Source organism: Rhizobium sp. KDH_Rht_773_N (genome assembly GCF_052946295.1).
In genome coordinates, this window is sequence record NZ_CM129525.1 from 3714773 (window position 1) to 3734444 (window position 19672).

Annotated in this window: 20 protein-coding genes and 1 pseudogene; 10 read left to right on the forward strand and 11 right to left on the reverse strand. The window is 65.7% G+C overall.

The window, feature by feature from the left end; translation table 11 throughout:
- Positions 1-10: 10 nt before the first annotated feature.
- The 3 genes from ACU8HS_RS18395 to ACU8HS_RS18405 all read right to left on the reverse strand — a co-directional run bounded on the left by ACU8HS_RS18395 (position 11) and on the right by ACU8HS_RS18405 (position 2563).
- A protein-coding gene (locus tag ACU8HS_RS18395) for an IS3 family transposase (RefSeq protein WP_447014869.1) occupies positions 11-1200 on the reverse strand; the annotation gives its coding sequence in 2 pieces (ribosomal slippage) (positions 11-951 and positions 951-1200; 1191 coding nt in all).
- 326 nt (positions 1201-1526) lie between these two features.
- Positions 1527-2060: a DUF1269 domain-containing protein gene (locus tag ACU8HS_RS18400; RefSeq protein WP_112706258.1), complete on the reverse strand. Its 534-nt coding sequence runs from the start codon at positions 2058-2060 to the stop codon at positions 1527-1529.
- 164 nt (positions 2061-2224) lie between these two features.
- A complete protein-coding gene (locus ACU8HS_RS18405; protein WP_447014870.1) occupies positions 2225-2563 on the reverse strand; it encodes a YciI family protein in 339 nt (112 codons plus the stop codon).
- A 183-nt stretch (positions 2564-2746) separates the two neighbouring features.
- On the opposite strand from ACU8HS_RS18405, the gene ACU8HS_RS18410 reads away from it, so the two are divergent.
- Together ACU8HS_RS18410 and ACU8HS_RS18415 are read left to right on the forward strand one after the other, a co-directional pair.
- Positions 2747-3379 carry a CatB-related O-acetyltransferase gene (locus ACU8HS_RS18410; protein WP_447014871.1) on the forward strand — a complete coding sequence of 211 codons (633 nt, stop codon included), beginning with the start codon at positions 2747-2749 and terminating at the stop codon, positions 3377-3379.
- Between the two features lie 200 nt (positions 3380-3579).
- The gene (locus ACU8HS_RS18415; RefSeq protein ID WP_447014872.1) at positions 3580-6444 is read left to right on the forward strand and encodes a PAS domain-containing protein; all 2865 of its coding nucleotides are present in this window, start codon (positions 3580-3582) and stop codon (positions 6442-6444) included.
- Between the two features lie 189 nt (positions 6445-6633).
- Here ACU8HS_RS18415 and ACU8HS_RS18420 read toward each other — a convergent pair whose 3' ends face one another.
- Entirely contained in the window at positions 6634-6768 is a 135-nt protein-coding gene (locus ACU8HS_RS18420) for a hypothetical protein (RefSeq protein WP_447014873.1), read from the reverse strand.
- Positions 6769-7018: 250 nt separating this feature from the next.
- Between ACU8HS_RS18420 and ACU8HS_RS18425 the strand changes: the two genes are divergently transcribed.
- The 8 genes from ACU8HS_RS18425 to ACU8HS_RS18460 all read left to right on the forward strand — a co-directional run bounded on the left by ACU8HS_RS18425 (position 7019) and on the right by ACU8HS_RS18460 (position 12522).
- Complete coding sequence (locus ACU8HS_RS18425) at positions 7019-7645, forward strand: LysE family translocator (protein ID WP_447014874.1); 627 nt, start codon at positions 7019-7021, stop codon at positions 7643-7645.
- Between the two features lie 10 nt (positions 7646-7655).
- Complete coding sequence (locus ACU8HS_RS18430; RefSeq protein WP_447014875.1) at positions 7656-8474, forward strand: phosphate/phosphite/phosphonate ABC transporter substrate-binding protein; 819 nt, start codon at positions 7656-7658, stop codon at positions 8472-8474.
- Between the two features lie 105 nt (positions 8475-8579).
- Positions 8580-9305, forward strand: a complete 726-nt coding sequence (gene queC, locus ACU8HS_RS18435) for a 7-cyano-7-deazaguanine synthase QueC (protein WP_112706253.1) — start codon at positions 8580-8582, stop codon at positions 9303-9305.
- Positions 9305-9661: a 6-carboxytetrahydropterin synthase QueD gene (gene queD, locus ACU8HS_RS18440; protein ID WP_112566677.1), complete on the forward strand. Its 357-nt coding sequence runs from the start codon at positions 9305-9307 to the stop codon at positions 9659-9661. The genes queC and queD overlap by 1 nt, the downstream gene beginning before the upstream one ends.
- An 11-nt stretch (positions 9662-9672) precedes the next feature.
- Positions 9673-10395 (forward strand): 7-carboxy-7-deazaguanine synthase QueE, encoded by a 723-nt coding sequence (queE, locus tag ACU8HS_RS18445; protein ID WP_447015922.1) that lies wholly within the window; start codon positions 9673-9675, stop codon positions 10393-10395.
- Positions 10396-10544: 149 nt separating this feature from the next.
- Positions 10545-10688: a hypothetical protein gene (locus tag ACU8HS_RS18450; protein ID WP_162719051.1), complete on the forward strand. Its 144-nt coding sequence runs from the start codon at positions 10545-10547 to the stop codon at positions 10686-10688.
- Between the two features lie 162 nt (positions 10689-10850).
- Positions 10851-11717, forward strand: coding sequence for a hypothetical protein (locus ACU8HS_RS18455; RefSeq protein ID WP_447014876.1), 867 nt, complete (start codon positions 10851-10853; stop codon positions 11715-11717).
- A gap of 247 nt (positions 11718-11964) precedes the next feature.
- Entirely contained in the window at positions 11965-12522 is a 558-nt protein-coding gene (locus tag ACU8HS_RS18460; protein WP_447014877.1) for a hypothetical protein, read from the forward strand.
- Between the two features lie 97 nt (positions 12523-12619).
- On the opposite strand, the gene ACU8HS_RS18465 is transcribed toward ACU8HS_RS18460, so the two are convergent.
- The 7 genes and pseudogenes from ACU8HS_RS18465 to ACU8HS_RS18495 form a co-directional block, all read right to left on the reverse strand.
- Positions 12620-13846, reverse strand: coding sequence for an HlyD family secretion protein (locus ACU8HS_RS18465; protein WP_113414288.1), 1227 nt, complete (start codon positions 13844-13846; stop codon positions 12620-12622).
- 266 nt (positions 13847-14112) lie between these two features.
- Positions 14113-14472, reverse strand: a pseudogene (locus ACU8HS_RS18470) (hypothetical protein); the annotation flags it as partial.
- 392 nt (positions 14473-14864) lie between these two features.
- Positions 14865-15899, reverse strand: coding sequence for an aliphatic sulfonate ABC transporter substrate-binding protein (locus ACU8HS_RS18475; protein ID WP_112566656.1), 1035 nt, complete (start codon positions 15897-15899; stop codon positions 14865-14867).
- A gap of 27 nt (positions 15900-15926) precedes the next feature.
- The gene (locus ACU8HS_RS18480; protein WP_447014878.1) at positions 15927-16778 is read right to left on the reverse strand and encodes an ABC transporter permease; all 852 of its coding nucleotides are present in this window, start codon (positions 16776-16778) and stop codon (positions 15927-15929) included.
- A 14-nt stretch (positions 16779-16792) separates the two neighbouring features.
- Positions 16793-17629 (reverse strand): ABC transporter ATP-binding protein, encoded by an 837-nt coding sequence (locus ACU8HS_RS18485; RefSeq protein ID WP_447014879.1) that lies wholly within the window; start codon positions 17627-17629, stop codon positions 16793-16795.
- 13 nt (positions 17630-17642) lie between these two features.
- Positions 17643-17969, reverse strand: coding sequence for a 4Fe-4S binding protein (locus tag ACU8HS_RS18490; protein WP_377314131.1), 327 nt, complete (start codon positions 17967-17969; stop codon positions 17643-17645).
- On the reverse strand, positions 17966-19597 hold the full coding sequence (locus ACU8HS_RS18495) for an FAD-dependent oxidoreductase (RefSeq protein WP_447014880.1): 1632 nt from the start codon (positions 19595-19597) through the stop codon (positions 17966-17968). Before ACU8HS_RS18495 ends, ACU8HS_RS18490 begins: the two co-directional genes overlap by 4 nt.
- Positions 19598-19672: the final 75 nt, after the last annotated feature.

Here is a 19672-nt window from a genome sequence, read left to right on the forward strand (position 1 = left end):
CCCCCAAGTTTTATCCGGTTTTGAGTTCGCTCCAGCGGTTTTGGGTTGCTGTGTTTGGGGCGGTAGCGGCGGGTTGCGGTGCGGAGCCATTGCGGCTGCGCAGCACCGCATCACGTCGCGGGTTGATGGTCTGAGCGAACTCGGCAGGTGTCAGCCAGCCGAGGCCGGAATGCGGTCGATGATCGTTGTAATCGCTGCGCCAGTTTGAAAGCGCTGATCGAGCGTGCGTCAGTGACGAGAAGAGGGTCTCATTCAAGAGTTCATCTCGCAGCCGCCCATTGAAGCTTTCGATGAAGGCGTTCTGGATCGGCTTGCCGGGCGCGATATAGTGCCATTCCACCTTGGTCCGGTCCGTCCATTGCAGGATCGCGTTGCTGGTGAACTCGCTGCCATTGTCGCTGACGATCATCTTTGGCTTGCCACGCGCCTCGATGATCCGGTCAAGCTCACGGGCAACCCGCAGACCGGAAAGTGAGGTATCGGCGATGAGTGCCAGGCACTCCCTGGTGCAATCGTCCACGACCGTAAGCACTCGGAACCTGCGTCCGTCAGTGAGTTGATCCGAGACGAAGTCCAGCGACCAACGATCATTGAGGGCAAGCGGGATCAGCATCGGTGCGCGTGTGCCGATCGCTCGCTTGCGGCCACCGCGCTTGCGCACCGTCAGCTTCTCCTCCCGATAGAGCCGGAAGAGCCGCTTGTGGTTCACAAGGTGACCCTCGCGCCTGAGCAGCACATGAAGGCGTCGATATCCAAAGCGGCGGCGTTCATGCGCCAGCGCCTTCATCCGCTCGCGAAGGTCATAGTCATCGCTGCGCCTGGTTTCGTAACGGATCGTCATCCGGCAAAAGCCGATGGCTTTACACGCCCGCCGTTCGCTCATCTCGTGGTAACCCATCATATGCGCGACAGCTTTCCGCCTTGCTGCGGGCGTCACCACTTCTTTCCCAAAAGGTCTTTCAAAGCAGCATTGTCGAGCATCGCATCCGCCAGAAGCCGCTTCAGCTTTGTGTTCTCGTCCTCCAGCGTCTTCAGTCGCTTGGCTTCCGACACATCCATGCCGCCAAACTTGGCCTTCCATTTATAGATGCTGGCATCGCTGACTCCGTGCTTGCGGCAAAGCTCCGAGACCGGCGTGCCAGCCTCGTGCTCCTTCAGAATCCCGATGATCTGTTCGTCTGTGAAACGGTTGCGCTTCATTCCCTGGTCCTCTCAATGGGCCAGAGCTTACTTCAAAATGGATTATTTCAACGGGGCAAGGTCAATGGCGTCATCCGTGTGTCCTTACACCCGGGTTGTACCATGTTCAAATTTCTCTGGAGGGGCATTTGGCCTACAAGAATATATTAGAGTTGAACGATCCCTTGATGTGACGCTCGACATTTCGACAACCACCGTTGCATCCCCACCAATTGCCGATGCCACACCACCCATTCGCATGGATCTGTCCGACGACAATCCATGGCCGCAAACGCATGCGCCGGGCACGACACGCGCACCCGGCACAATCGTCTTGCGCCGGCGCCTCAGGCCGCAGGTGTCGCAACGGCCGGTGCTGCCGACAGTGCGGTGCGCAGCCTTGCTTCCTGCTCGGGCGAGAGCGAGGTGCGCAGGAGGGTGGCGTGTTCGCCCTTGAATTCGGCCAGCACCTTTTCCGGCTGCACCTTGCGGATCAGCAGGAAGAGGGCGGAGCTGTTGATGGGGATGGTGTCGGCGAGTTTCTGGATGAGGTCGTCGTCGATGCCGTAATCGGTCATCGAGCCGGCAAGCGCGCCCGAGCCGGCGCCGACGGCGCCGCCGACGACCATGCCGGCGAGCGGGTTGAGGAAGAGGAGGCCGACGAGCGAGCCCCAGATCGCCCCCGAGAGGCCGCCGCTTGCCGCGCCCGCCGCCGTCAGGTTGACGCTCTGCTTGAGGCGCACCTTGCCCTGCGCATCGCGCACGGCGATGACGGCGTCTTCGAGATCGACCAGATATTCCTTTTCGAGCTGGACCAGCCGGTTCAGCACGGCATCCGCCCTGTCGGCGGTATCGAAACCAAGCACTACGAGTTCTGACATCGCTTTCCCTCCAGTTGGATTTCTACAGAAGCGGCAGATAGGCGCCGGCGGCGCGCTGTCCATACGGCGGCCGTCGTTTGCCGGCGCCGCCAGCGCCGGCACCGCGATGGGAGGGCGATGAAGGAGCGCCTGCCGGTCATTGGTCATTGGCCAGTGGTCAGCGGTCAGTGGAACGGGCGCACCTCCACCGGCGCGCGGCAGGCCAGCGCGGCCTTGCGGCCCCAGGCGAGCGCTTCCTGCCTATCGGCGCATTCCAGCACCCAGAAACCGCCGATATGTTCCTTGGTTTCCAGATAGGGGCCGTCGGTGACGAGCAGCCCGCCGTCCGGCTGCCTGCGCACGGAGATTGCCTTGCCGACCGGCTGCAGGCCGCCGACGAAGATGCGGATTCCGGCGGCGACCATGTCGTCGTTCAGCGCGTCGATGGCGCGGTGCATCGCCTCGTCCTCCCGGCTGGCGTCGTAATCGTCGGCGTGGTGGATGGCGACCAGGTAATGCGGCATGGGTTCCTCCTGTTGCGAATGGCGGGCGGGCTTGCCTTCATTCTACAGACGAACGGGCCGGGTGGAATTCGACCGGGCGCACGATATTTTGGCTCCTGCCGGCGGATCGGCTATAGGGGCAGGTGCCGGCCTCAGTCCGGCTGCGGCGCCCTGGCGCGGCAAACCCCTTGCGGAGGTGCTTTCATGCCGCTTCTCGATGCGAACCTTGCCTTTCCCGTCACCCATCCGGACGGGCGGGTTTCGAAGACGACGATGTACCTGAAGAACGTCATCGACCATCCGCGCATGGAGATCGGCGACTACAGCTATTTCACCCATTACGGAAGGCTGGAGGACACGGCCGAGATCCTGGCGCCCTATCTCTGGCCGGAGAGCCGCGAAAAGCTCGTCATCGGCAAGTTCGTGCAGATCGCGCGCGGCGCCTATTTCATGACCAGTTCGGGCAACCACCCGATGGGCGGCATCACCACCTATCCGTTCCGCATCTTCAAGCCGGAAACCTTCGGCTACAAGGACCTGCCGGTGAAGGATACGGTGGTGGGGCACGATGTCTGGATCGGCCACGGCGCCGTCGTCATGCCGGGGGTGACGATCGGCGCCGGCGCCATCGTCGCGGCCGCCTCGGTCGTCACGCGCGACGTGCCGCCCTATGCGGTGGTCGGCGGAAACCCGGCCGGCATCATCCGCATGCGCTATCCGGTCGAGGTCATCGGCGAGATCCTGGCGCTTGCCTGGTGGGACTGGCCGATCGACAGGATCGAGGCCAATCTGGCGGCGCTGGAAAGCGGCGACCTGGCGGCGCTGAAACGGGCCTGAGCCGGGGGCGGGCGGCGGCGGCGCCCGGCGCCCTTCCAATTGGCCGGGATGGCGCTATCCTGCGGCGCAGCAGCCTATTGCAAATCCTTCGATATGATGAGATCAGGTCGAACCATGCTTATGTCCGACCGGGCGCCACCGGCCGAGAGTGGCCGCACCAGCAACCGTCCCCAGCCTCGGCGCGACAGCGGGACGCGCGCATGCTGATGCGCGATCCCTCCCGCCGGCGCCTTTTGCTTGCCGCCGCCGCCTGCCTTGCCGGTCTTGCCGTGACCTGGCTGACATCGTCGCCGCTCGGGCTGCTCGGCCCGGTGGCGGCCGCCTTTCTGTGGGCGCGCGGGCGGGCCGTCAGGCTGATCTGCGCCGTTCTGGCCGTGGCTTTCCTTGCCGCGCTGCTGGCGGCGCTCGATGCCGGCTGGCGCGAGCCTGCCCTTGCCTGGGCGGCGTTTTTTGCGCTGTCGCTGTCTGTCGGCCCGCTGGTTTCGATGGGCGCGCCCGACCGGGCCGAAGGCGACGCGGTGCGGGCGGCGAAAGCCGTGGAGCAGGTCACGGGCGTCGGCTGGGCCACGGATGCCGCCGGCGCCTTCCTTTACGTCACGCCCGACGTGCTGGCCTTTCTCGGGCTCACCCTTGCGGATTTCAACCGGCCGCTGGCGGACGGCGAATTCGGATGGAAGCGGGCCATCCATGCCGACGATTACGAGGGGGCGGCCGCGCTCTGGCGCCGCTGCCTGCAGACGGGCGAATATTACAGCATGGACAACCGCATGCTGCGGCAATCCGGCGGCTACGGCTGGACGCGAACCACCGGGCAGCCGCTGCGCGACGACAGCGGCGCGATCACCGGCTGGTACGGCACCGTCATCGATGTCGACAGCGGCAGGGACGGCGCCGTTGCGCCCGGCAGCGAATTCGCCTCCGGCCTGCCGCCGATGGCGGAGGTTCATCCGCACGACCGGGCGACGGTGGAGCAGGCGCGGGCGCGCGCCTTCTTCCACGGCATTCCCCAGGTCAGCAGCTACCGCAGGCTTCAGGCCGACGGCAGCTACCGCTGGGTGGAATTCCGCGTGGAGCCGCAATACGGGGCCAGCGTCGATATCGACCCGGCGGTGGCGCGGCAGGACGAGCGCTGGACGACGGCCAGTTCGCTTGGCGAGACCGGCGAGGCGGTGCGCACGGCGCTTGCCATCGAAAACCTCTATGGCGGCGCCTGGGCGATGGATGCGGCCGGCCAGTTCACCTACGCGACGCCGACGGCGCAGACCTCGATCGCCATGGTGCTGGAGGACCTGAACCTGCTTCTCGACGGCCGGCCCTTCGTCGAGGGCGGGCGGCAGGGCTGGCAGCGGGGCGTGCATCCCGACGACGCGGAGGAGGCCGGCGAGACGCTGCGCCATGCGCTGAGGACCGGCGAGCACTGGAATTTCGAATACCGGGTGCTGCGCGCCAACGGCGCCTATGTCTGGCACCGGGCGGCGGCGCGGCCGACGCGCGACGGGCAGGGGCGCATCACCGGCTGGTACGGCGTGACCGTCGATATCGACGCCTACAAGCGCACCGAGGCGGCGCTGCGCGAACGCGAGCGGCAGCTGCAGCAGATGATCGACACGGTGCCGGCGCTGATCTGGAGCACGACGGCCGAGGGGCGGCCGACCTATATCAACAAGCGCTTTACCGAGGTGACGGGCGCCGGGCTCGAAGACATGATCGCGCCCGACGGAACGCCCTCGCTCGGCGTCGTGCATCCGGATGACCGGCAAGCGGCCATCCGGGCGGCGCGCCATGCCTTTGCGACCGGGGAACCCTATTTCCAGCGATACCGGCAGATCCGCGCCGACGGCAGCTACCGCTGGACGGAAACGCGGGCCGAACCGCTGCGCGACGAGGCCGGCACGATCCTGCGGTGGTATGGCGTCAGTTCCGATGTCCACGATCTCGTCACCACGCAGGAGGCGCTGCGCGAGCGGGAGCGCTTCCTGCGCGAACTGGTGGAAACGCTGCCGGCGATGATCGATTGCGCCACGCCGGACGGCGAGCCGATCTTCCGCAGCCAGAGACTGCGGGATTTCCTGGGCTACGATCTCGAAGCGCTGGACGGGACGGGCAAATCCCGCCTTGCCGGCACGCTGGATGCCGGGGTCCACCCCGACGACCTTGCCGGCGTGAAGGAGAAATACGCCCATTCGCTGAAGACCGGCGAACCCTATGCCCGCCGCCATCGGCTGCGGCGTTACGACGGCGAATATCGCTGGGTGGAAACGCGCGCCGCGCCCATGCGCGACGAGCAGGGGGCGATCGTGCAATGGAACGTGGTCTGCCTCGACATAGACGGCGAGGTGCGGGTGCAGGAAAAGCTGCTTGCGGCGCAGGAAAGCCTTGCCCGCGCCAGCCAGGCGGCCAGCCTTGCCGAGCTTTCGGCCTCCATCGCCCACGAGGTCAACCAGCCGCTGTCTGCGGTGATGAGCTCTTCGGACGCCTGCCGGCGCTGGCTGATGACGGACCCGCCGAATATCGAGCGGGCGCAGAAGACGCTGGAGCGCATCATCGTCAGCGCCCATTCGGCCAGCGATGTCGTGACCCGCGTGCGCGCGCTGTTCAAGCAGGCCGAGGACAAGCGCGATTGCGTCACCCTTGGCCGCGTCGTCGCCGAGGCGCGCGACCTGCTGGCCGAAGAGGCGGCGCGGCACGGCCTGCGCATCGACCTCGCCGGCGAGGATATGGTGCTCGCCACGCCCTTCGACCGGGTGCAGATCCAGCAGGTCGTCATCAACCTCATGCGCAACGGCATGGACGCGATGGCCGACCTTGCCGGCGGCCGGCTGCTTGAGGTGCGCCAGAGCCGGGCAGACGGCATGGCGCGCGTCGAGGTCAGCGACCGGGGCGCCGGCATCGCATTTCCCGACAAGATCTTCGAGCCGTTCTTTTCCACCAAGGAACAGGGCATGGGCATGGGGCTTGCCATCTGCCGCTCGATCGTCGAGGCGCATGGGGGGCAGCTCTGGGCGGAGGCGAACGAGCCGCGCGGGGCGAGGTTTATCTTTACCCTGCCGGACGCGGCGGCCTGACCCTCTCGACCCGGTCGAGCGATCGTGGGGCGCATGCCGAGAGGTCCGGGACCGCCGAAGCGCCGGTCAGGTCGCTCGGCGGCCGGCGGCCCGCCCGGTGCGGCAGGGCATCGGCACGCGGTCTCGATATGCGCGGCGCCGTGTGTGGCGCCATGTGTGGCGCCATGGGTGGCGCAGGCGGGCCGGGCCTTACTTCTTCTTCTCGGCGGTCGCGGTGCCGGCCATTTTGACCTGCGCGCCGGGCGCGGGTGCGGCGGGCGCGGGCGTGCGGTCCTTCTTCGGCTTGCGGGCCTCCTTGTTGCTGCGCAATTGCCCCTTGGCCATGGTGTCCTCCTCGATGTCGTGACGCGAACGGGTCTATGCGGCGCGTCTTTCGCGCTGCGGCGAGGGCTTGCGGCCGGAAGCGGCCGCGCCCCTGAAACGGCGCCGACGCCACAAGCCTGCGCCCATTCCCGGCCCGGCGCAACGGATTTTCGCGGCCGCCGCCCCGGCAGGCAGCCAAACCCTGGTGATATTGCATCGATGGCGAAAGCCGGTAGTTTGCAGGCGGTTTTTCAAGGAAAGAAGACGATCGATGACGACAGCTGTTTTGACGACCTATGTTCTTGTCGTGCTCGGCCTGATGGTCATTCCGGGGCCGGCGACGCTGCTCGTGCTGGCGCGCTCGATCAGCGGCGGCCGGCAGGCCGGCATTGCGACCGGGCTCGGCATTGCGGCGGGCGACCTCATCCATTCCACCATGGCGACCTTCGGCCTTTCGGCCCTGCTTGCCACTTCGGCGCTCGCCTTCGAGATCGTCAAATATGTGGGCGTCGCCTATCTCGTCTATCTCGGCTACCGCGCCTTCGTGGAAAAGTCCGGCAATCTCGATGTCGGCGCGGCGGCGCCGCCAATCAGCCCGGCAAAGGCCTTCCGCCAGGGCGTGTTCACCGAAATCCTGAACCCGAAGACGGCGCTGTTTTTCCTCGCCTTCCTGCCGCAGTTCATCCATCCCGAAAGCGGGTCGGTGATCGGCCAGTTCGCGCTGCTCGGCGTCATCTTCGTGGCGCTCAGCATCTGCGTGACCTCGGCGCTTGCCTTCGGCGCCGGCTCGGTGCGCGGCTGGCTGGCGAAGAACCGGACGATCGGCCGCTGGCAGGGCAAGGTGGTCGGCTCGATCTATATGGCGCTCGGCGTGCGGCTGGCCTTCCAGCAGCAATAGGCCGGCCAGAATGTCTCTCGCCAGCCTGGCGATGTATGTGACGCCGCCGCCGCTCGGGCAGGCCACGCAGGAGCTGTGGTCCTTTCTGCGCGCGCATCTGGCAGATGCCGGGCTTGCCGGGCTGCCGGAGCGCCTCGATACGGGCATCGCGCATGACGAGGCCTGGCTGCGCCCGGACCTCATGCTGTCGCAGACCTGCGGATATCCCTATGTGAAGACCTTGCGGGGCAGGGTGCGGCTTGTGGCGACGCCGGTCTATTCGCATCCGGGCTGCGACGGGCCGCTGATGCGCAGCTTCGTCATCGTCAGCAGGGACAGCGGCGCGCGATCGCTGGCGGATCTGCGCGGCACCGTTGCCGCCATCAACAGTCCCGACAGCAATTCCGGCAGCAATCTCTTTCGGGCGGCGATCGCGCCGCTTGCCGAAAACGGCCGCTTCTTTGCCGGCGTTATCGAGACCGGCAGCCATGGGGCGAGCATCGATGCGGTTTCCGCGGGGCGGGCCGGCTGCGCGGCGATCGACTGTATCACCTTCGGCAATATCCGGCGTTTCGATCCGCAGCGGCTCGGCGGCGTGCGCGTCCTTGCCGAGACGGCCTGCGGGCCGGGCCTGCCCTTCATCACCGCGGCGGACGCATCCGACGAGCGGGTGGCGCTGCTGCGGCAGGCGCTTGCCGCCGCCATTGCCGCGCCGGCGCTCGCCGGGGCGCGCGACACGCTCGGCCTTGTCCGCTTCGACGTGCTTTCTGATGGTGATTACGAACCGCTCGCCAGGCTTGCGGAAGAGGCGATTGCCGGCGGCTACGGCGAATTCGGAGCCTGGACGTGAAGGCTCATTCCGTTTCACGTCTGGACATGGACGCTCCACGCGTTTAGGAAATGCCCCGCTAACCGGTCGCAGCCCACCCGGTTCAACAAAACAAGGGATCCTGACATGAAAGTACTTGTCGTCTGCTCCGGCGGACTCGACTCCGTTTCGCTCGCCTATGCCATGGCGGCGCAACACCGGCTCATCGGCCTCATTTCCTTCAATTACGGCCAGCGGCACGTCAAGGAGCTGGAATTTGCCGCGCTCTGCGCCCGCAGGCTGAACGTGCCGCACGATATCATCGACATTTCCGGCGTCGGCAAACACCTGACCGGCTCGGCGCTGACGGACGACATCCAGGTGCCGGACGGGCATTACGCCGAGGAGACGATGAAGGCGACGGTGGTGCCGAACCGCAACGCCATCATGCTGTCGATCGCCTTCGGGCTTGCCGCCGCGCGCCAGGCCGATGCCGTGGCGATTGCCGTGCATGGCGGCGACCATTTCATCTATCCCGACTGCCGGCCGGGCTTCATCGCGGCCTTCGGGACGATGCAGCGCCATGCGCTCGACGGTTATGCCGACGTGACGCTGCTTGCGCCCTATGTGAACGCGACCAAGGCCGACATCGTCGCCGACGGTTTTCGGCACCGGACGCCGTTCGGCGAGACCTGGTCCTGCTACAAGGGCGGCAGCGCCCATTGCGGGCGGTGCGGAACATGCGTCGAGCGCCGCGAGGCCTTCCATCTCGCCGGTGTCGCGGACCCGACCGTCTACGAGGACCCGGATTTCTGGGCGGCCGCCACGGCCGGCTTCAGGGACGGCGGCTTCAAGGCAGAGGAGGTGAAGTGATGTACCGCATCACCAAGGAATTCCACTTCTCCGCCTCCCACCAGCTTTCGCATCTTCCCGCGGGGCATCAGTGCGCGCGCCTGCACGGGCACAACTATATCGTCGTCGTCGAGCTTGCCGCGGCCGACCTCAACGCGGACGGGTTCGTGCGCGACTATCACGAGCTTGCGCCGCTCAAGCGCTATATCGACGACAATTTCGACCACCGGCACCTGAACGAGGCGCTCGGCCACGACAGGGTGACATCGGAATGGCTCGCCCGGCATTTCTACGACTGGTGCAAGCAGCGCCTGCCGGAAACGTCCGCCGTCAGGGTCAGCGAGACGCCGAAGACCTGGGCGGAGTACCGGCCGTGAGCGGCGCGCAGATGCGCGAGCAGAAGATCCGCGTCAGCGAGATCTTCGGGCCGACGATCCAGGGCGAGGGGCCGCTTTGCGGGCTTCCGACCGTCTTCGTGCGCACCGGCGGCTGCGACTATCGCTGTTCGTGGTGCGACACGCTGCATGCCGTCGACAGCGCCTATCGCGACGAATGGGCGCCGATGGGGGCGGACGAGATCTGGGCGAAGGTGGAGGCGCTGTCGGGGCGCCGTCCGCTGACGGTTTCGCTGTCCGGCGGCAACCCGGCCATCCAGCCGCTCGCGCCGCTGATCGGGCGGGGCAAGCGCGACGGCTACCGGTTTGCGCTGGAAACGCAGGGCTCCATCGCGCAGGACTGGTTCTCGGCGCTCGACCATCTCATCCTCAGCCCGAAACCGCCCTCCAGCGGCATGGGCTTCGATGAGGCGGCGTTGAGAGACTGCGTGAAGGCGGCCGGCGACGGCCCTGAAATCGCAATGAAAATCGTCATCTTCGACGAGGACGATTATGCCTTTGCGAAATCCGTCGCCCGGTCGTTCGAGACGCTGCCGGTCTTCCTGCAACCCGGCAACCATACGCCGCCGGTCAACGATGACGACAGGATCGATCTCGACGGCATCCTGAACCGCATGCGCTGGCTGGTCGACAGGGTCACGTCGGACCGCTGGTTCGGCGCCAGGGTGCTGCCGCAGCTGCATGTGCTCATGTGGGGAAACATGCGCGGGGTGTGAGGAGCGGGCTTGGACTGCCGGTGAAGCGGCCGCTCAACGGCATCATGCATTCGGAGGGTGGGCGCAGCCGATAGGCGAGCTTGGCGGCGTCTTTTGCCTTGGGTTTTTTGTGGGCGGGTTCTTTCGGGATGGGGCCGGAGGGGAGCGCCGTGGACAGGGAAACAGCCGCCAGAAACGGCGAGGAAGCCTACAGGCTGCTCGCGGCCGGCCGATACGAGCAGGCGCTGGCGATCTATCTCGAACTTGCGCAGAACGGCTACGGGCCGGTCTCCGCCCAGCTCGGCTATATCTAAGATTTTCCTTATAAGGGCTTGCCATGCCTTCGATACCACGTCAATTCGTCATTGCCCTTCTCCTTGACCTTAAATATGAGTATTATAATCAAGTTAAAATTTGCGTTGGTGGTTTCCTACCGATACGGTCACGCATCAATCGATTTCCGGGGGGCATAGGGTTTGGGTCGTTCGACATGTAAGAACGCGCTTGCATTCGCATCAAGCGCAAAATTTCTAATTTCGGGCCTACTCATATTACTTACACCTACCGCTTTTCACGCGGCGGAAGCTGAGTCCGCGCCGTTCAAGAAAACTGTTAAGCTGATTTCCGAACGAGCGATTTCCGATGATGTCTATCAGTTTCAGATGGACGGCTATGTTTTTCGCGTACCGGTCAGACATCTGGCGACGATTCTGGAAAATTCCGAAGCTGCCCCGGATGAGCTACAAAGCGGATTTTCATTCATCGCACTTTGGCCCGGACTGACGGCGAAAACGCGAGATAATAGACGGCAATTTTTGGAGCTTCCCTCAACGTCCAACCTCATAAGGGTGGCGATAAACCGTAACTGTACTGCTGTGACAGTGAGGCCCGCCCGACCAGAAAAGTGCTTGGCGAAAGGCACAATGGACCGTCTTTACAAGGGATACGGGCTTGACGCTGGCATTGGTTTTATCCCCGCTTCGGCAAGCGATGCACGCCAAGGATTTATCGCAGATATTCCCAGTATGACCTATGAAGGCTTTTCATTTCTTAAAAAATCATCATTCCTGCCGACTGAAGTCTACCGTCTTGTTTATCGCGGTCAGAACGATCTTGGCCAAACAGAATTCGCAACCTGCTCCCCACAAATCAAACCCTACGTGCATCGTTGCGTGATGCGGATCGCGTGGAAGGACCGCTTCTACCTGGAGGTCCATCTTCGAGGTGGTCTGCTGCCGGAATGGCCCGCAGTCAGGGCCGCGGTCCTCGGCAAGCTTGAAAGCTTCGTCATAGACGAAGGCACCCCGCCTCCGGGCGGCGTCGCAATCAGATATTTTCCTTAAAGTCTAAACATTGGGGGTCAGCGATGGCCGGGCAAGTTCTTTCCCAAGCCGATATTCTGCTGCATGTGCTCATGTGGGGAAACATGCGCGGGGTGTGAGGAGCGGGCCTGGCCTGCCAGCGAAGCGGCCGGCCACGAGCATCATGCATTCGGAGGGTGGGCGCAGCCGATAGGCGAGCTTGGCGGCGTCTTTTGCCTTGGGTATTTTGTGGGCGGGTTCTTTCGGGATGGGGCCGGAGGGGAGCGCCGTGGACAGGGAGACAGCCGCCAGAAACGGCGAGGAAGCCTACAGGCTGCTCGCGGCCGGCCGATACGAGCAGGCGCTGGCGATCTATCTCGAACTTGCGCAGAACGGCTACGGGCCGGTCTCCGCCCAGCTCGGCTATATCTACGATCACATGCGGCCGCGCGACGTGGAAAGGGCCAAGCACCACTATGCCGCCGCCGTGGAGCAGGGCGACGTCTACGCCATGTATGCGCTGGGCGGACTGACGGCGGCGGAGGGCAACCTGGCCGGCGCCGTCTTCTACTATGACCGGGCGATCCGGGCCGGCGATACGCAGTGCTACTATCCGCTCTACCTGGCCCTGAAGAAGCTCGGGGCGATCCGGGAGGCCAATGCGGCGCTTGATTCCGCGGCCGCGCACGGAAACCCGTTCGCGATCCGCAACCAGAGCCTGCGCCGGCTTTCCGGCAAGGAGGGGCTGGCCAACGTCTTTTACGGCGCGGCCCAATATATCCGCAACCTTCCGGCGCTGATGCGGGCTCAGCGGGAGACCTACCCGGAGCGCGGCCGGCGCGGGTGAGCGGAGGCGGGTGCGGGTATCCTGCGCGCGCCCTGGAATATGGGGCAAAGGCAAGCCCGAGATGACGGAAGGCGGGGCGGCGGCGCCCGGCTTGCCCTCAATGCCCGGTCAGCACCAGCGTCTGGACCGGCAGCAATATGGCCTGCATGCGCAGGATCATGGCGTGGACGACGCCGACCGTGTCGATGACGTGCAGGCCGATCGACCGGAACAGGCCGATATCGGGGTCGGCCAGCGCATCGTGGTTGTTGGTATAGGCGTTGGCGATGCAGCTGCTGCCGGGCGGCACGTCGTCCAGCCCGCCGGGGTAGAGGGGTTGCAGGAAGACCGTCAGCGTGCCGGGACTTGCGAGCTGCGCGACGTCGAGCAGCTGGTCGGTCGGGCGCAGCTGGCCGGCGGCGATCACGTCCTGCACCTCGGTGACGACGAGCGGGATGATGGTGAAGGGCTTGCCGACGCAGGTGGCCTCGGCCACCATGCCGGGCTTCATCACCTGCGCCTCGATCTGGCCGAAGCCGGCGATCAGCGTGCCGCGGCCGGCTTCGGCCGGAACCAGGATGCCGGCCGGGCGCAGCATGGTGTTCAGCACATCGCCCTTGCGCAGCGTGAACTGCTGGACGGTGCCGGAAACGCCGGCCCTGACCAGCGTCTTGTCGAGCTCGACCTGGGCGGCGGCAAGGGCCGCCTCGGCGCTCGCCTTCTGCGCCGGCAGGAGAATGTTGAGCTTGGTCTGCAGCGTTTCCTTGTTGGCATAGGCGGCGCTGACCATGCCGCGCTGGCTTTCGACCGTGTTGGTCAGCCGGTCGACCTCGCGGCGGGCCACCGCGTCGTTCTTCAGAAGCTGGGTCTTCATCTGCAATTCGTCGATCGAGACCTGCAGCGCGCCTTCCGCCTGCCGGATCTGGCCGTCGGCGCTGGCAAGCTCGCTCTCGGCCACCTTGGTCTGGGCCTCGACCTCGGCGATCTGCTTGCGCGCCACGTCGAGGGCCGCCTTCTGGGCGGAATCGTCGAGCCGGAAGAGCGGCGCGCCGGCCTCCACCTTCTGGTTGAGGCCGACATAGACCTCGTCCACGCGGCCGATGGTTTCCGGCAGGATGGTGACGGTGCGGAAGACGGCGGTCACGCTTTTCGTCGAGGGGTGGAAATAGAAGATCATCGTGATCAGCGAGATGGTGAGGATCAGGCAGGCCGAAATGCCCCAGCGCAGCTCGTACCACATGCTGTAGAGCGTGATTTCGCGGCCGATGCGCTTGTCCTGCACGTAGCGCCGGTAGAGATAATCGGGAAGGATGGTCAGCATCGAGCAGAGCATGAGTTCGAGCATGGTCAGATACCTTCCCCGCGCGGCCCGCTCTTGACGGCCGGCTGGACCGCCTGCGGGCCGGGATGCGACGCGGCCGGACGCGGCGGCTGCGGGTGGACGGCGGCCGCCGGCACCGGCGCGATCGGCGCGCCGGCGACCGGTGCATGAGTGACCGGCGCATGAGTGACCGGCGCATGGCTGGGCGGCGCATGAGTGGCCGGGGCATGAGTGGCCGACCTGTTGGCGGGTGGCGTATTGGCCGCCGGGATATGGGCTGCCGGGGCATGGGCCGCCGGAGGATGGGCGGCGGGCGTGCCTGCGGGCGGGGCGGCGATGTCAGGCTCGCCGGCCGTGGTGCCGGGGGCGGCTGCCGTGCCGGCGGGCTGGCCCGGCTCGGGGGCGCCGCTGGCAAGCCGGGCGACGGAGCGAGCGATCGAATAGAGCGGCGTGGCGAAATCGGGAATGCGCACGAGCGCCAGCAGCAGGCCGATGATCCAGTAGATATGGTTATGGGTGAAGAGCGAGATCAGCGCCAGCACGGCGACGATTTCCAGCTGCCCCTTGTTGGCCCGGTGGGCGATGCGCTCGGGAACGGCGTGGAGCTGGAAGTAGAAATTGCCGATGGCGAGAACGATGACCAGCAGCATCACGATGACGATGACGAACAGGATGTCGGTCTCGCCCGGCGCGGTGATGAAACCCGGCACATGGCTGGTCAGGGCGGCGTGAGTGGGCTGCGTCGCCGCCTCGTCGGCCGCCGCTGCCGCCCCCGCGGCAAGGGCCGCCGCACCGGCTACGCCCGCCGCCATCCACCGGCGGCTGCCCCGCCTCATCGTCCTGCCGTCCTGCCCCATGCCCGCGCTCCCCCGATGGCATTTTAGTCTGGGCTTAAGTTTATGCTCTTTATCTGCGGCACGATAGTAGGCAACGATACGTAAGGTAAACGCGGGGCGGGGCGCGCTTTGCGCGAGCGCAAGACCCGTCGGCAATATCGACGGGTCCTTTGGCGGCCTTGCCCGGGCTGACGGCGGCGGTGCCGTCAGTTCGACTTTCCGGCGTCGACTTCCTTATAGGCGGCGTCGAGGAAGCTGGTGTCGATCCACTTGCCGTAATCGACCGAACCCTTGAGCAGCTTGGCGTCTGCCATGAACTGCTCTTCGCTCTTCAGCGAATCCAGCGCTTCGGGCGTGATCTTCGGGTCCTGGTAGAAGACATTGTCCTTATAGGTTTCGCGCACCGATTTTTCGGAGGACTTGGTTTCGTCGACGAAGATCTTGATCGTCTCTTCCGGATGGGCATCGGCCCAGCGGGCGGTCTCGATATCGACCTTCAGCAGGCGCTTGACGAGATCGGGATATTTGCGGACGAACGCGCCATTGGCCGAGATGACGAAGGGGGCGGACCATTCCGGATGCGAGGAGGCATCGAGGATGACGCGGGCCTGGCCGGTCTCGACCAGCTTGGCGGCGACATCGCCGCTTTCGACGACGGCATCGACATCGCCGCGCACCAGCGCCGGGCCGGAGGCATCGAAGGCGAGGTTGAGCGATTCCACGTCATTGAGCGACAGGCCGACGGATTTCAGCGCCTTGGCGAAGGTGGAATGGCGCACCGTGCCGGCGAGATAGGCGACCTTCTTGCCCTTGAGATCGGCGAGCGACCTGATCGGGGAATCCGCCTTCACGATGATTGCCGAGCCGTTGGCCTTCACGAAGCTCGAAAGGCCGATCGCCTTGACGTCGGCGCCGGCGGCTGCAACGCGCAGGGCCGGGTTGTTGCCGGTATAGATGAACTCGACGGCGCCGGTCGCAAGCGCGGTCGTGGCTTCCGAGCCGCCATTCGTGAAGGCGATGAACTCCACCTTGATGCCGTCCTTTTCAAATTCCCTGGCGAGCGAGCCGCTGTGGCGTTCGAGGATGAATTTCAGGTGGCCCGGCGCCGTGCTGCCGATGCGGATGATTTCGGGCTTGTCTTCGGCCAGGGCTGGCGCGCAAAGCGCCGCGCTGGCGAGGGCGAGGGCCGCAAGGCCCGACAGGAGCGTGCGGCGCAGGAGGAATGGGTTGAGGCTTGTCATGTCGTGTTCCCTTCAGAAACGTGGAATTCAGGTGTGGGAGATTTCGGAACTGCCCTTCCAGGCGGTGGCCCAGCGCTCGAACCAGACGAGCAGGTAGTTCACGATGAGGCCGATCGCGGTCATGGTGACGATGCCGGCATACATGTCTGCCGTTTCCATCATCAGCTGCGATTGCTGGATCAGGAATCCGAGGCCGGATTTGGCGGCCAGCATTTCGGCGCCGATGACGGCGAAGATCGAGGATTTGACGGCAAGGCGCATGCCCGAGACGATCGACGGGATGCTTGCCGGCAGGATGACCTTGCGGAACATGTCGAGGTCCGACGTGCCCATGGAGCGGGCGGCCTTGAGCAGCAGCGGATCGACCGACTTGACGCCCGAGATCGTGTTGATGAGCAGGAAGAAGATCGAGGAATAGAAGCAGATGGCGATCTTCGAGGCCTCGCCGATGCCGAGCAGCAGGATGAAGACCGGCAGCAGGGCGAATTGCGAGGTGTTGCGCAGCGTCTGGACGAGCAGGTCGGAGACCTTTTCGAACAGCGTGTAGCGCCCCATGAGGAAACCGAGCGGCACGGCCACCACGACGGCGAGCAGGAAGCCGATGGCGGCGCGCTCGAGGCTGATGCCGATATTGGCCGACAGCGTGCCGTCGAGCAGCATCGCATACCAGGCTTCCAGCACTTCGCTGAGCGGCGGGAAGAAGATGCGGTTCAGCCAGCCGAGGCGCGGGGCGATTTCCCAGAGCGCCAGGAAGGCCGCTATCAGCGGCAGGCCATAGGTGAAGGCGCCGAATTCGAGGCGGCGTCTTGCGCGCGCGGGCCTTTCCTTGCGGGAAGCGAGGCTGGCGCCGAAGGCGGGTTTATCGGTAACATAGGCCATGGGCGGTCCTCCCTTCAGTGGGCATAGGCGGGCGAGAGCGCCCAGTCTTTCTGCGCCTTGTTCACTTCGTCGCGCAGCGCCTCCCAGACGCGGCCGCGATGGGCGTTGAACTCGGTGCTGGCTCTGATGTCGCCGTCGCGCGGGCGCGGCAGGTCGATCTCGATGATTTCCTTCACCGTGCCGGGGCGCGCCGTCATGACGACGATGCGGTCGGCGAGGTAGATCGCCTCGTCGATCGAGTGGGTGACGAAGACGACGGTCGTGTTGATCTTTTCCCAGATGCGCAGCAGCTCGGTCTGCAGGATCTCGCGGGTCTGGGCGTCGAGCGCTGCGAAGGGCTCGTCCATCAGCAGGACTTCCGGGTCGGTCGCGAGCGCGCGCGCAATCGCCACGCGCTGCTGCATGCCGCCGGAGAGCTGGTTGGGGAAACGATCCTCGAAGCCCGAGAGGCCGAAGAGGGAGAGGAAGTAGCGTGCCTTTTCGGTGCGCTCGCGCTTGGGCGTGCCGTGGACTTCAAGCGCATATTCGATATTGGCGAGCGCCGTGCGCCAGGGAAACAGCGCATATTGCTGGAAGACATAGCCGGTCTTCGGGTCCGGCCTGACGATGCGCTTGCCGTCGATGCTGACGGCGCCATCGGAGGCTTCGGTGAGCCCGCCGATAATGTCGAGCAGCACGGATTTGCCGCTGCCGCTCGGGCCGACCAGGGTGATGAACTCGCCCTTGCGGATGGAAAGATCGACGCCGTTCAAGACCGTGACGCGATCTGAGGGGCGCCCGTCGATCGTAACCGTCTGGCCGGGCTTCAGCTGGAAGGTCTTTCTGATATCGGTGACGGTGATGCGGTCCATGGGCTTCTCCAATTCAGACTTGCGCGACGCGGATGCGGTGGGTCGGATCGAATTGCGATCCGCCGGGCTTGCCGCGTTTCCAGCCGAGCGCGCGGGAATAGCTGCCGAAGAGATTGCGCTCTTCCACTTCCGCTTCGGTGATGGCGAGCGGGCCGTCGGCGCGCTCGGCGACATAGAGCGCGTCGGTCGGACAGTAGATCTCGCAGAGGAAGCAGGTCTGGCAGTCATCCTGGCGGGCAATGACCGGCACGCCGTCGGTCGCGTCGAAGACATTGGCGGGGCAGACCTTCACGCAGATATCGCATTCGACGCAGCGGCTTTCGGAGACGAGTTCGATCATGATGCGATCTCCCGGCGGGCTTCGGGCTGCGCCTCGACGACGATCTCGTCGACGCCGCGCAGGGCGATGGAATGGGCGAAGGCCGGGTCGCTGCCCTTGAAATCCGAGCGGCGGTGCATGCCGCGGCTTTCCTTGCGGGCGAGTGCCGCGGCCAGCGACCAGCGGCCGTGGGCGGCAATGGCGGCCGCCTCGCGCGCCTTCAGCCTGTCGAGGCCGGTGCCGGAGAGATGGCTTCTGACATCGGCCCAGAGGGCATCGAGCTTGTCCCGGCTTGCCTGCAGGCGGCTGCCCTCGCGAAAATAGTTCTTCTCCAGCGGCGTGACTTCGGCGCGCACGGTGTCGATGACGTCCTTCGGCGTCAGCGAGGATTTCGTCGTGCCGCCGGGGCGCAGGCCCGCCTGGCCGAGCGGGCTGGAATTGGCGCGGAAGGCCTTGTCGCCGCGGCGCTTGCTGTGGGCGGCCGCACCCTGGCCGGACCACCAGCCGCTGGCGATGGCCCAGGAGGAATTGGGTCCGCCACCGCCTGACGTGGCGCCCGCGAGCGGCTCGCGGCTTGCGGCATCGCCGGCGACATAGAGGCCGGGCACGTCGGTTCCGCAATCCGACGTGGCGATGCGGATGCCGCCGGTGCCGCGCACCGTGCCTTCGGCGCGGAAGGTGACGCGGAACATTTGGGCGAAAGGATCGACCGGCGTGCGGTCATAGGGCACGAAACAGTTCGGCTGGCCGCGGCGCAGCCAGTCCTGCAGGGCGGGCTCGGCCTGATCGAGCACGGCATAGACCGGGGCTTCGATCATGGCTCTGGCGATTTCCCTTTCGCGCTCGCCGATGCCGTTCCGCAGGTGGTTGCCGTCGCTGTCGAGGATCGGCGTGCCGTCCTCGCGAAAGAAGGAGGCCCAGCGGAAGGGCAGGCCCTTGTTGAGCGAGGAGCCGTAGGGGGCGAGCGTATATTTGCCGGTGAATTCCATGCCGGAGAGGCCGGCGCCGGCTTCCGCCGCCATCAGGTGGCCGTCGCCGGTCAGCGCCGCAGCACCCAGGATGCGTTCATGGAAGGCGCAGCCGCCCGTTGCCAGCACCACGGCGCCGGCCTCCACGCGCCAGTCGCGCTCGCGCTGGCGGTCGATGCCGGCAGCACCGGTGACGGCCTCGCCATCGAAATAAAGTTCGAGGGCAGGGTGGTGATCGAGAACGGTGACGCCGGCTTTCAGCACCCGGCGGCGCATGAAGGCCATGTAATCGGGGCCGCGCAGGTTGGCGATATAGAGCTTGCCATCCTCGTCATCGGGGAAGGGGTAGCCCCATTCGGCAAGCTTGACGAGGTTCTCATAGGCCTGGTCGACCGTGCGCAGCATCCAGCGCTGGTCGGCGAGATTGGCAGTGCGCTGCCAGCGGCGCTCGACGATCTGGGCGCGGTTTTCGCCCGGCGGCACCAGCCATGTGCCGGTGTTGGACGGGGCCGTCGCGCCGCTCGTGCCGAGATAACCCTTGTCGGCGAGGATGACGCGGGCGCCGTTCTGCGCCGCTGCGAGAGCCGCCCAGGCGCCGGCCGGCCCGCCGCCAAGGACGAGCACGTCCGTCTGCAGATGCAACGGGCCGCTGCCCGCCAGGTCCTTACGCTTCAGCGACATCGGAAAATCTCTAGGTGATGGTAAAAGAGCACGGCAGCAGGAGGGCTGCCGTGCCAAGTGATGCGAAATAGCGCG